This is a genomic window from Streptomyces sp. V4I8 (assembly GCF_041261225.1).
GTDB lineage: Bacteria > Actinomycetota > Actinomycetes > Streptomycetales > Streptomycetaceae > Streptomyces.
In genome coordinates this window covers 3,194,395-3,206,315 of the sequence record NZ_JBGCCN010000001.1, presented here as the reverse complement: position 1 = coordinate 3,206,315, position 11,921 = coordinate 3,194,395, and the positions used below count along the sequence as shown (strand labels likewise).

The following is an 11,921-nucleotide window of genomic DNA, read 5'->3' as shown; positions in this document are numbered from 1 at the left end:
GCGGCTCACCCCGCTATCCGTACGGTCGTGTTGGCGCCCCAGATCGCGAGCGACAGGAAGAAGTCCAGGACGTTGATCGCCACGATCGAGGTCCGCACCGCACGGCCCACCGCCACGCCGACGCCCGCCGGGCCGCCGCTCGCGTAGTAGCCGTAGAAGCAGTGGACGAGGATGATCAGGACGGCGAAGACGAGCACCTTGCCGAAGGACCAGAGCACGTCGACCGGGGGCAGGTACTGCTGGAAGTAGTGGTCGTAGGTGCCGGCCGACTGTCCGTAGTAGCCGGTGGTGATGGTGCGGGCGGCGAGGTACGAGGACAGCAGGCCGACCACGTACAGCGGGATCACCGCCACGAACCCGGCGATCATCCTCGTCGTCACCAGGAACGGCAGCGAGGGCACGCCCATGACTTCGAGCGCGTCGGTCTCCTCGCTGATCCGCATCGCGCCCAGCTGGGCCGTGAACCCGGCGCCGACGGTCGCGGAGAGCGCGAGTCCGGCCACCAGCGGGGCGATCTCCCGGGTGTTGAAGTACGCCGAGAGGAACGCCACGAAGTTGGAGGTGCCGAGCTGGTTGAGGGCCGCGTAGCCCTGGAGGCCGACCTCCGTGCCGGTGAAGAAGGACAGGAAGGCGATCACGCCGACCGTGCCGCCCACCACCGCGAGCGCGCCCCGGCCGAAGCTCACCTCGGCGAGCAGCCGCAGGATCTCCTTCTTGTAGCGGCGCAGGGTACGGCCGGTCCACGCCAACGAGCGTCCGTAGAAGGAGAGTTGGATGCCCAGTGCTTCGAGGGACTTCAGTGGGCGGTCGATGAGTCTCAACGGCTAACCCCTCTGCGGGACGACCTGGAAGTACACCGCGGTCATCACGAAGTTCGTCACGAACAGCAACATGAAGGTGATCACCACCGACTGGTTCACCGCGTCGCCCACACCCTTGGGTCCGCCCTTCGCGGTGAGCCCCTTGTACGAGGCGACGATCGCGGAGATGGCGCCGAAGACGAGTGCCTTGATCTCGGCCGCCCACAGGTCGGAGAGCTGGGCGAGGGTGGTGAAGGAGGCGAGGTAGGCGCCCGGGGTGCCGTTCTGCAGGACGACGTTGAAGAAGTAGCCGCCCGCGACACCGACCACCGACACCAGGCCGTTGAGCAGCACGGCCACCACCATCGACGCCAGCACGCGCGGTACGACGAGGCGGTGGATGGGGTCGATGCCGAGCACCTGCATCGCGTCGATCTCGTCGCGGATCTTCCGCGCCCCGAGGTCCGCGCAGATCGCCGTGCCGCCCGCGCCCGCGATGAGCAGCGCGGTGACGATCGGCGAGGCCTCGCGCAGCACGGCGAGCACGGAGGCGGCGCCCGAGAAGGACTGGGCGCCCAGCTGCCGGGTCAGGCTGCCGATCTGCAGCGCGATGACCGCGCCGAAGGGGATGGAGACCAGGGCCGTCGGCAGGATCGTCACGCTTGCGACGAACCATGCCTGCTGGATGAACTCCCTTGCCTGGAACGGCCGTCGGGGAATCGTCCGGACGACGTCCAGCGCCATCGCGAACAGGCTCCCGGAGTGCCGCAGCGCTCCGATCGGTGACAGAGGTGACGGGCTCATGCGTCGGCCACCGCCTTCTGGTTCAGCGCGGCCTCGCGCCGGGCGATCGCCTCCCAGCGGGGTGGCCGCGGGATACCCGGCCCCGGCAGCAGGCGGGGAGTCAGAGCCTGACTGCCGGGAGACTGTGTGCTCCTGCCGCTGTCGCCGAGGGCGGCCAGCTCCTGCTCGACCTGCGCGGCGTCCTTCTCCTCCGCCATGCCGATCGGGCCCTGCATCCGGCCGTTCAGGAACTGCCGTACGACGGGCTCGTCGCTGGTCAGCAGTTCCTCGCGGGGCCCGAACATCACCAGTTCGCGGCGGAACAGCAGCCCGATGTTGTCCGGGACCTGGCGGGCCGAGGCGATGTCGTGCGTGACGATGAGGAAGGTCGCGTCGATCTGGGCGTTGAGGTCGACGATGAGCTGGTTGAGGTAGGCGACGCGGACCGGGTCGAGGCCCGAGTCGGGCTCGTCGAAGAGGATGATCTCGGGGTCGAGGACGAGGGCCCGGGCCAGTCCCGCCCGCTTCCGCATCCCGCCGGAGATCTCGCCGGGCAGCTTTCCCTCGGCGCCGATCAGCCCGACCATGTCCATCTTCTCCAGCACGATGCGCCGGATCTCGCTCTCGGACTTACGGGTGTGCTCGCGCAGCGGGAAGGCGATGTTGTCGTACAGGTTCATCGAGCCGAACAGCGCGCCGTCCTGGAACAGCACGCCGAATAGTTTCCGCACCTCGTACAGGTCGTGCTCGCGGAGCCGGGTGATGTCCCGGCCCTGGATCGTGATCGAGCCCCGCTCCGGCTTCAGCAGTCCGACGAGCGTCTTGAGGAACACCGATTTGCCCGTGCCCGAGGGGCCGAGCATGACCGAGACCTCCCCGGCGGGCAGCGTCAGCGAGACGTCCTGCCAGATGACCTGGTGACCGAAGGACTTGGTCAGCCCTTCCACACAGATCTCGACACCCATCCGGTCCACCCTTCAGCCCATGCCCGTGGAGCAGCTCTGACATCTGCTCTACGGGGAGGGGCGGGGCGTCCGTCGCCGGGGTGGCGAATTTTTTTACGGCAGTGAGGTCGTCGTCGGGAGGGGGAGCGCGGTGGACGGCACTTCGGACCGCACGGCGGAGGAATCGACCGGCAGGTCAGGGGCCTCGGGCAGGTCGGGAGACCCGGGCAGGTCAGAGGTCTCGGGCAGGCCGGTGACCTCGGGCAGTTCCGGGACTTCGGGCACCTGCGGAACGTCCGGCGCGGGCAGCACCGGCAGCGGGGACACCGGGACCGCCGGCACCGCCACTTCCGGCACCGCCACTTCCGGCAGCGTCGGAACGGACAGCGGCCGGAACGATTCTGCCGACGGCGACCCGGCCGCCTTCCCTTCGGCCGGCGTGGCCATGGGCCGGTTCCCCCGCGGAGTACCGCCCCCGGCACCGCCCTCCGGCCGCAACGCCTCCACCCCCGGCGAGGCGACGGCGGGCCGCGGAGCCGTACCGCCCCCGTCCGCACCCCCGCCCCCGTCGAGCGCGTACGGCAGCACGAACCCCGCGACCGCCAGGGTCGCCGCCGTCGAAGCCACCCCCACGGCCTGCACCCTGCCGCCGCCGCGCGGCCGCCCCCACCCGACCAGGAACAGCGCGAACCCGAGCGTCGCGGCCAGCGACTGCCGCAGCGTCCGCCGCGCCCTGGCCAGCAGCGACTCGACGGTCCGGTAGCTGAGCCCCATGTGGACGGCGACCTGGCCGACGTCGAGGTCCTCCGACTTCAGCCGCAGTGCCTCGGCCTGCCGCGCGGGCAGCTCACCACTGCGGACCGCCAGCCACTTCGCCTCGGCCCGGTCGCACACCGCCTCCTCGACGGGCACCGGACCGGGGGCGACGAGGGTCGGGCTGGTGCGCACCTCGGCCTCACGGTTGACCTGCCGGTAGCGGTCGACGCACAGCCGCATCGTGACCGTCGTCAGCCAGGCCGCCAACCGCTCGTCGTCCAAGTCGGGGCGTTCCGCGGCGCGCAGCATCGCCTCGTGCACCGCGTCCTCGGCGTCCTCCGCACTCATCGACCTGCGCCGGGCCACCTTGAGCAGCTGCTCGCGGTGGCTCCACATACGCTGCCAGCGGTCGTCGCAGGCTTCCATCTCCGCAGGCGTGTCCGTCGCCATGAGGGCCCCTTCGCGCTCACCCACCGGGCTCGTCCCGCCCGGCGGGGGGCGACATTACCGCCGAGTATCGGCGGTTGTGGAGGGGGTCGCGGTCATCGAGTCCGCGCTGTTACTGGTCAGCGGGCCGTCGCCGGACAGCAGGTCGTCGCCGGGGAGCTCGATGTCCGGTGGGGGGAGGGGGAGTTGCGGTTCCTCTGTCCCATCCGGTCCGGTGGCCGGGCGGGACGTGGTGGGGGTCGGCGAGGCGGGGCTCGACGGGCCGGAGGACGGGGTGGCACTCGGACGGGCGGAGGGGCGTGGCGGTGAAGCCTCCTCCGGCTTCGAGGGGGACCGCGACGGCTCAGGGCGTGCCGGGGCACCGGCCGAGCTGTCCGGCACCACCCGATGCCCTTCCAGGAAGTACGCGTACCAGGCCCTGACCGTGCGCAGATAGGCCGCCGAGTGGTTGTAGCCGAGGATCGCCCCGTCGAGGCCCGCCGGGTCGGACAGGTCCCGCCCGCCCGCGCACAGATAGCGTCCGGCGGCGAGGGACGCGTCGAAGACGTTGTTCGGATCCGTACGCCCGTCAGCGTTGCCGTCCGCGCCCCAGCGGGCCCAGGTCGACGGGATGAATTGCATCGGCCCGACCGCGCGGTCGTACCCGGTGTCGCCGTCGTGGGCGCCGCCGTCGGTGTCCCGGATCAGCGCGAAGGCCACGCCGTCCAGCCGGGGGCCGAGGATCGGCGTCACGGTCGTACCGTCCGGCGTCACCCGCCCGCCCCGCGCCTGCCCGGACTCCACCTGACCGATCGCCGCCAGCAACTGCCACCGCAGCCGGCAGCCGGGCGCCTCACGCGCAAGTCGCTGCTCCGCGCGCCGGTAGGCGGCGAACACGCTCGCCGGAAGTGCGGCGGCCGTCTCCGCCGGTGCCTCGTCACCGTCCGGCTTCCCGGTCCGCAGCGGCGGCAGCTCGGTGCGGTACGGGGTGTCCCCGGAGACGCTCGGCCCCTGCTCGGCCGGTGTCGGTGCCTGCGCGGAGGCCCGTGCCGGGTCCGTCCCCGGCGCCTGGGACGCGGTCAGCGCCGCCATCGCCGCCAGCGCGGCCGCCGTATCGCGGACGCGTCTGCCCCTGTGCCCTGCCACGTCCTGCTCCCCTCCCTGTGGACTGCTGTCGTTTGCTCTACGGGGCAGGGGGGCGGGTCCGTCGCACGGTTTACGAGCGTGCCGCTACGGCGGACTCCGGCCGCTTCCCGCTCGACGTCTCCTCCGGCCGCTGGTCCGCCGGATGCGTGCCCCATGCTGGGCCGCCTCGACCAGGACCGCCCAGCGCGGGATCCGCGCGGAGCCGGCGGGGTTGCTCAGGCCCGGGACGAAGGCCGTCTTGACGAGAGCGTCGTCCTCATGGCGGCGGCGGACCGATGTGACCACGGTCAGGGTCGCCCCGACGACTGTGACCACGGTCAGGGTCGCCCCGACGAGGCCCGCACACCCGCACACTCGACCGTCAGGACGTCCAGCGGTCCGAGCAGTCACCCGTGACGACGTCCGCGGCGGCGGGGACCTTGATCGCCGGGGACGGGCCCTCGGGTGGGGCCGTGTGCTCGCCGGGGGCGGACCACCCGGTTGCCCGGCGGCCGGGGGACATCCGGGCCTCCGCGGTTCCCCCGTGAAGTTCCGGTACGGCACGACCGGGGCCGGCACGGCCGGCCGGCTTGCTCCCCGCGGGTGACACGCGGAGGGCGTCACCGTTCGGCCCATCCCCGGAGGCCGGAGGCCCGGGCTTCCTCTACCCAGGAGGAGTGGACCCCGGCGCTCTGGAGGCAAACCGTGGACGACCCCCGCAAGCTCCCCCTCGTCTACGTCCGCGGCTTCGCCGGTGGCACCCGAGGGATCGACAAGGCCGTGGACGACCCCTTCTACGGCTTCAACGAGGGCTCCGTGCACATCCGCGTCGGCGCGCACAACCAGCCCCACTTCCACCAGTTCGAGAGCCCGCTGCTGCGCCTCCTGCGCGAGGAGGGCTACGAGCTGCTCGTGAAGGGGGACCAGGCGGCCTATCTCGCCCAGCACGCGGAGATCCCCGCCAACACCGTCTGGATCCACCGCTTCTACGACCGCTCGGCCACCACCTGGGGAGGCGGCGGCCAGGAGTACCGGCTGGAGAACGCCGCCGATGACCTGCTCGGTCTGATCGATCTGATCCTCGACAGGACCGGGGCGCCCGCCGTCATCCTCGTCGCCCACTCCATGGGCGGGCTGGTCTGCCGGTGTCTGCTGCAGAAGGTTCTCCCGGACCGGGGGCGGGACGCCGCCGGCTGTGTCGCGAAGTTCTTCACCTACGGCACCCCGCACGGCGGCATCACCTTCGACCTCGGGGGCGGGCTGATGGAGCGGCTTCGGGACATGACCGGCGTCCAGGGCGCGGACATCTTCGGGCCCCGGCGGATGTACGAGTACCTCACCCCACAGGCCGACCTCGACCCCGACGGGCCGCCCGAGGGCTGGGACGCCCGTCGGATGCCCACCGGGCCGGGTGCGCTGCCCGTCGAGCGGGTCTTCTGCCTCGTGGGCACCGACCCGGCCGACTACGACGTCGCCTTCGGACTGTCCTCCGCCGCCGTCGGGCCGCACAGTGACGGGCTCGTGCAGATCGAGCGGGCGTATGTGCCGGGGGCGCAGCGGGCCTACGTGCACCGGAGTCACAGTGGGCGCTACGGGATGGTCAACTCCGAGGAGGGGTACCAGAATCTGCGCCGGTTCCTGTTCGGGGACACCCGGATCGAGGCATCTCTCGTCGACTACCGGCTGGACCGTGACGGCGAGCTCGTGTGGCAGGTCGAGACACGGTTGTCGGTGCGGGGGCTGCCCGTCGTGATGCATGAGCGGCTCGCGACCCACTGGTGTCCCATCCAGCTCGACCCGGCCCCGGACGGGCAGGAGACGTCGGCCGCGGCGGCGGTGTCGCTCGCGACCACCTTCCTCGACAGTGGCCTGCGGCAGGCCGAGGGCGAACCCATGCGGTTCATCCTCGATCTACGGCTCATCTCCCTGCGCGAGCGACGCGGCATCCTCAGCCTCGGCGACCACCTGGAGCAGACCGCCGACTTCTCCGACACCCTCGTCATCGACGTCGGCACACCGGAGGCCGGCGCCGGTATCTGGGCCGCCTGGAACTCGGACATCGAAGGCGCCATCCGCGACCACCGCGTCGCCGGCGAACCCCGTGTCGACGAGGACCCCACCCCCGAACGCTGGGTCGCCCACATCCCGCTCCCCACCACCGCGGCACCTCTCGTCGGCCGCGACGCGCGGATCCGGCTCGTCGCCACGCCCTGGACGTGAGCAGGCCGGGAGGACGTGCTTACTTGCCTCAGGCAACCGCAGGTAAGGTGGCCGCATGCCGAAGCCGCCGTCGACCGACGCGGTGCCGGCAGCACCGGCAGCACCGGCAGTACCGGCAGTACCGGCAGTACCGGATGTCCTCCTCGTCGTCGGTGACCCCCACACATCCGAGCCGCTCTCCACGATGGCAGGGCGGCGGGGCCCCGGGCCGGGTGGCCGAAGTGCTCGCCCGCGCAAGGCGGTTGGTGCGCAGCGCGGAGCCCGCCGGATGGGACGGCGCGCTGCGCCACGGCGATCTCGTGCTGGACCACGCCACCCGCAGGGCCCGCCGCGGCGAGCGCGCCATCGAGCTCACCCCCGCCGAGTACCGGCTGCTGCGCTGCCTGCTGGTGAACGCCGAGCGCGTGCTGTCCAAGGAGCAGATCGGACGGCACGTCTGGGGCGACCCGCCCACCGACGGCGCGATCGAGCGGCTCGTCTCACGGCTGCGCCGCAAGGTGAACGGCGAGCAGGCGGCGCTGATCCACACCCGGCGGGGCTTCGGCTACTGGCTGGGCCGGGCGACACGGCCGTAAGCCGCTTATGGCCTGGATCACATTGATCACGTGTCCGGGATATGTCTGGGAGCTGTCAGTCGCGTTCGCTTGACTGGCCCTCGACTTCCCCTGTCCCGGCCCTCCGCGGCCGGCCCCACGACCGAGGAGAGCGCTTCCATGCCCGAGCCGCAGGACCTGACCGACGACGTGCGGGACCTGGACTTCGACCCCGAAGCCCTGCGCGCCAAGTACCGAGCCGAGCGTGAACGCCGTATCCGCCCCGACGGCAGCGCCCAGTACCGTCACCTCGCCGGCGAGTTCGGCGTGGACGACCAGGACCCGTACGCCGAACCGGAGTTCACGCGGGCGCCCGTGCGGGACCGGGTCGAGGCCGTGGTCGTCGGAGGTGGCTTCGGTGGGCTGCTCGCCGGGGCGCGGCTGCGGCAGGCCGGGGTGCGGGAGATCCGGGTCATCGAGAAGGGCGGGGACTTCGGCGGCACCTGGTACTGGAACCGGTACCCCGGCATCCACTGCGACATCGAGTCGTACGTCTATCTGCCGCTGCTCGAAGAGCTCGGCCATGTACCGAGATGGAAGTACTCCCCGGGCGAGGAGATCCGCGAGCACGCGCAGGCCGTGGCCCGGCACTTCGGCCTCTACGAGCACGCCTGCTTCCAGACACAGGTAACCGAACTGCGCTGGGACGAGGGGGAGTCGGAGTGGATCGTCGGCACCGATCGTGGTGACGAGATGCGCGCCCGGTACGTCGTCGTCTCCAGTGGCACGCTCAGCCAGGCCAAACTCCCCGGCATCCCCGGCATCGAGACCTTCCGTGGGCGCACCTTCCACACCAGCCGTTGGGATTACGGCTACACCGGCGGCGACGCGAGCGGCGGCCTGACCGGGCTCGCCGACAAGCGCGTCGCCGTCATCGGCACCGGTGCCACGGCCATCCAGGTCGTGCCGCACCTCGGGGCCGACGCGGCGCGGGTGTACGTCTTCCAGCGCACCCCGTCCTCCGTCGACGTACGGGGGAACCGGCCCACCGATCCGGAGTGGGTCCGGACGCTGAGGCCCGGGTGGCAGCGGCGGCGTATGGAGAACTTCCTCAAGGTCGTCACCGGCGTCCGGCAGGACGAGGACCTCGTGAACGACGCCTGGACGTCCAGCGCCAGGCTCCAGGAGAAGCTCATCCCGACCAACGCCTACGCGGACGTCCCGGCCGAGGAGCGCGAACTCGCCTACGAGCTCGCCGACTTCCAGAAGATGAACGAGCTGCGCGCCCGGGTCGAGGCGATTGTCGAGGACCCGGCGACGGCCGAAGCGCTCAAGCCCTGGTATCGCTACATGTGCAAGCGGCCCACGTTCAGCGACCACTACCTCCAGACCTTCAACAGGCCCAACGTCACCCTCGTCGACACCGCCGACACCCATGGCGTCGAGCGGATCACCGAGAACGCCGTCGTGGTCGGCGGGACGGAGTACGAGGTCGACTGCATCGTCTTCGCCACCGGGTTCGACGTCGGCCGGTCCGGTGTGCTGTCCGGCAGGCTCCCGGTGTACGGGCGGGGCGGCGCCGGGTTGCTGGAGACCTGGAAGACCGAGGGGGTGAAGACGCTGCACGGGTTCACCACCCGCGGCTTCCCCAACCTCTTCCTGCTCGGCTCGATGCAGAACGCCGCCTCCGTCAACTACGTCCACATCCTCGACGAACAGGCCACCCACGTCGCCGAGGTCGTCGCCGAGGCGCGCAAGCGGCAGGCCCGGTACGTCGAGCCGACCGGTGAGGCCCAGGACGCGTGGGTCGCGACCATTCGCCAGAAGGCCGCCGACCTGTACAGGTTCCAGGCCGAGTGCACGCCCGGGTACTACAACAACGAGGGGCGGCCGCGGGAACGCAGTGAGTCGTTCGGTGACGGGCCCGTCGCCTTCCATGAGCTGCTGCGGCGATGGCGGTCGGACGGTGGCATGCGCGAGGTGCTGGTGGAGGGCGAGGCGTGAGCGCCGGGGAGTCGAGCCGGTTCGACGCGAGTGGTGAGCGGCGTGCCGACAGCGCCCGTTGGGCGGTCGAGCGGCTCAACCCGCCCAACCGGCTGTGGGGTTCCAACGGCGTCGCCTTCGGGCCCGACGGGCGGCTGTACGTCGCCCAGTTCCTCGCCGGGCAGATCAGCGCCGTCGACCCGGCCACCGGTGACGTCGAGGTGGTCGTGCCGATGGACAGTCCCGTGCAGTCGCCGGACGATCTCGCCTTCGGCGCGGACGGCTCGATGTACATCGCCGACCTGGTGCCGGGGCGGGTGTGGCGCCGGAGTCCGGACGGGGAGTACACGCTCGTCTCCGGTGACGTGTCCAACCCCAACGGCATCACCTGCCTCGGCGACCGCCTGTTCGTGAACGAGATGAAGCCCGACGGGCGGCTGATGGAACTCTTCCCCGGCGGTCCCGGCGGTCCCGATGGAGCCGAGGGCCGCGAGCCCGTCGTCCTCACCGAAGGGCTCGCCCTCGGCAACGCGATGCAGGTCGGCCCGGACGGTCACCTCTACTACCCGCACATGATGAGCGGCCCCAACCCCCTGCTCACCGGGCAGGTCTGGCGGATCCCACCGGACGGGGGCGCCCCCGAGGTCGTCGCGGACGACGTCCATATGCCGGTCGCCGTGCGGTTCGACCAGGGCGGCGTGCTGCATGTGCTCTCCCGGGGCCCCGAGGGCATCGTCACTCGGATCGACCTGCACGGCAGCGGCTCGCGGGCCCTGGTCACCAGTGGCGTCACCGGGCTGGACAACGCGGCCTTCGACGCCGAGAACCGCATGTTCGTCTCCAGCTACGCCAGCGGCGGCGTCACCGAGATGCATCCCGAGGGGCGCACCCGCGAGATCGTGCCGCGCGGACTCGACGGACCGTACGGCGTGACCATCGACCTCGGCGGCACGGTGTACGCCGCCGACCACTACGGGGTCGCGACCACCGAGCCCTCGCGCGAGCCCTCGCCGGAGGGTGGCGTCAGCACGCTGTCCCTGCTGCACTTCTCGCACGGCATCGTGGCCGACGGCGAACTCCTGCACCTCACCTCGCAGTTCGGGCAGGTCCAGACGTACGACCCGAAGGCCGGGAGCACGCGTGAACGGGCCGGCGGACTGCGGCGGCCGCTCGGCATCACCCTCGCGCCGGACGGCTCGCTCGTCGTCGCCGAGTCGGATGCCGGACGGGTCGTGGCCGTCGACGAGCGGGATGCCCGCACCGTGCTCGCCGATGGGCTCGAACAGCCCGTCGACGTGGCCTTCGACGCCGAGGGACGCTGCTACGTCAGCGACGAGCGGCTCGGCGCGGTGCTGCGGATCGAGGCGGACGGACCGCCGACGGTCGTGGCGGACGGGCTCGACGCCCCGCAGGGGCTCGCGGTCCTGGGCGACGAACTGTTCACCGTGGAGACCGGGCCGCGCAGGCTGCGGGCGGTGTCCCTGGCGACGGGGGAGAGCCGTATCGACGCCGAGGACCTGCCGGTCGGGCCCCCGCCGGGAGTGGTCCCGCGTACGGAACCCGCCCTCTTCGCCCACGGGATGCCGGGCATGGCCCGCCGGTTCGCGGGGCTGGCCGTCACGCCGGACGGTGCGCTGCTGCTGTCGGCGAACGGGGAGGGGACGGTGTTGCGGTTGACACCGAGGCCGTGAGGGCTGCCGGACCTACTCCCCGAACAACGACTCCTGCTCCTCGAACCCGGCCGCCCCGTCCTCCTTCTCCGCCCTGTCCAGCCGCCTGTTCCGCGCCCCCACCACCAGCGCCGTCGCCGCCGCCGTCGTGGCGAGGGCCGTAGGCACCATCCAGCCGCGGTCGAGGACATGGCCGAGGGCGTGGTCGAGGGAGAGGCGGCCGGGACCCGCGATCGCGAGGCCGGTCGCGGCGAGGGCGAGGGTGGCCGCGTACTCGTAGCCGCCCTCCTGGTTGAAGAAGCCGTTGGGGGCGTGCACGGTGGCCGCGCCCGCCATGCCGCCGGCCGCCGCCGCGCCCGCGGCCGGTGTCGCCAGGCCCAGCGCCAGCAGGGTGCCGCCGCCGGCCTCGGCGAGGCCCGCCGCCGTGGCGCTCGCCTTGCCGGGCTTGTAGCCGACCGACTCCATGAACTGTCCGGTCCCCTCGATGCCGTGCCCGCCGAACCAGCCGAACAGCTTCTGTGTGCCGTGCGCGGCCAGCACCCCGCCGGCTCCCAGCCGGAGCAGCAGCAGGCCCAGATCACGTCGGTCGTAAGCACTCACGGTGACTCCCGGAACAGATAAGCACGGACAGAACACCCCTCCCGCGTATCCACCGTCGCACCGGCGACACCCGCCCGGCCT

11 protein-coding genes and 1 pseudogene are annotated in these 11,921 nt (G+C 71.8%); 4 read left to right on the top strand and 8 right to left on the bottom strand.

Annotation, left to right across the window (positions count from 1 at the left end; all coding sequences use genetic code 11):
* Positions 1-5 precede the first annotated feature (5 nt).
* The 7 genes from ABIE67_RS14550 to ABIE67_RS14520 form a co-directional block, all read right to left on the bottom strand.
* Positions 6-821, bottom strand: coding sequence for an MlaE family ABC transporter permease (locus ABIE67_RS14550; RefSeq protein WP_370256961.1), 816 nt, complete (start codon positions 819-821; stop codon positions 6-8).
* 3 nt (positions 822-824) lie between these two features.
* Positions 825-1,604, bottom strand: a complete 780-nt coding sequence (locus tag ABIE67_RS14545; RefSeq protein ID WP_370256959.1) for an MlaE family ABC transporter permease — start codon at positions 1,602-1,604, stop codon at positions 825-827.
* On the bottom strand, positions 1,601-2,548 hold the full coding sequence (locus ABIE67_RS14540) for an ABC transporter ATP-binding protein (protein WP_370256957.1): 948 nt from the start codon (positions 2,546-2,548) through the stop codon (positions 1,601-1,603). The genes ABIE67_RS14545 and ABIE67_RS14540 overlap by 4 nt, the downstream gene beginning before the upstream one ends.
* Before the next feature lie 93 nt (positions 2,549-2,641).
* Positions 2,642-3,733: a sigma-70 family RNA polymerase sigma factor gene (locus ABIE67_RS14535; RefSeq protein WP_370256956.1), complete on the bottom strand. Its 1,092-nt coding sequence runs from the start codon at positions 3,731-3,733 to the stop codon at positions 2,642-2,644.
* Between the two features lie 54 nt (positions 3,734-3,787).
* Positions 3,788-4,801, bottom strand: coding sequence for a lytic transglycosylase domain-containing protein (locus tag ABIE67_RS14530; protein WP_370268588.1), 1,014 nt, complete (start codon positions 4,799-4,801; stop codon positions 3,788-3,790).
* Positions 4,802-4,939: 138 nt separating this feature from the next.
* Positions 4,940-5,170, bottom strand: a complete 231-nt coding sequence (locus ABIE67_RS14525; RefSeq protein ID WP_370256954.1) for a hypothetical protein — start codon at positions 5,168-5,170, stop codon at positions 4,940-4,942.
* A 46-nt stretch (positions 5,171-5,216) separates the two neighbouring features.
* A complete protein-coding gene (locus ABIE67_RS14520) occupies positions 5,217-5,357 on the bottom strand; it encodes a hypothetical protein (RefSeq protein ID WP_370256952.1) in 141 nt (46 codons plus the stop codon).
* Positions 5,358-5,539: 182 nt separating this feature from the next.
* Here ABIE67_RS14520 and ABIE67_RS14515 point away from each other — a divergent pair, with 182 nt between their 5' ends.
* The 4 genes and pseudogenes from ABIE67_RS14515 to ABIE67_RS14500 all read left to right on the top strand — a co-directional run bounded on the left by ABIE67_RS14515 (position 5,540) and on the right by ABIE67_RS14500 (position 11,261).
* Positions 5,540-7,054 carry an esterase/lipase family protein gene (locus tag ABIE67_RS14515; RefSeq protein ID WP_370256950.1) on the top strand — a complete coding sequence of 505 codons (1,515 nt, stop codon included), beginning with the start codon at positions 5,540-5,542 and terminating at the stop codon, positions 7,052-7,054.
* A gap of 203 nt (positions 7,055-7,257) precedes the next feature.
* Positions 7,258-7,629, top strand: a pseudogene (locus tag ABIE67_RS14510) (winged helix-turn-helix domain-containing protein); the annotation flags it as partial.
* A 138-nt stretch (positions 7,630-7,767) separates the two neighbouring features.
* Entirely contained in the window at positions 7,768-9,591 is a 1,824-nt protein-coding gene (locus ABIE67_RS14505) for a flavin-containing monooxygenase (RefSeq protein ID WP_370256948.1), read from the top strand.
* Positions 9,540-11,261: a hypothetical protein gene (locus ABIE67_RS14500; protein ID WP_370256946.1), complete on the top strand. Its 1,722-nt coding sequence runs from the start codon at positions 9,540-9,542 to the stop codon at positions 11,259-11,261. Before ABIE67_RS14505 ends, ABIE67_RS14500 begins: the two co-directional genes overlap by 52 nt.
* Before the next feature lie 12 nt (positions 11,262-11,273).
* Here the strand turns inward: ABIE67_RS14500 and ABIE67_RS14495 are convergent, their stop codons facing one another.
* A complete protein-coding gene (locus ABIE67_RS14495; RefSeq protein WP_370256944.1) occupies positions 11,274-11,840 on the bottom strand; it encodes a DoxX family membrane protein in 567 nt (188 codons plus the stop codon).
* Between the last annotated feature and the right edge of the window lie 81 nt (positions 11,841-11,921).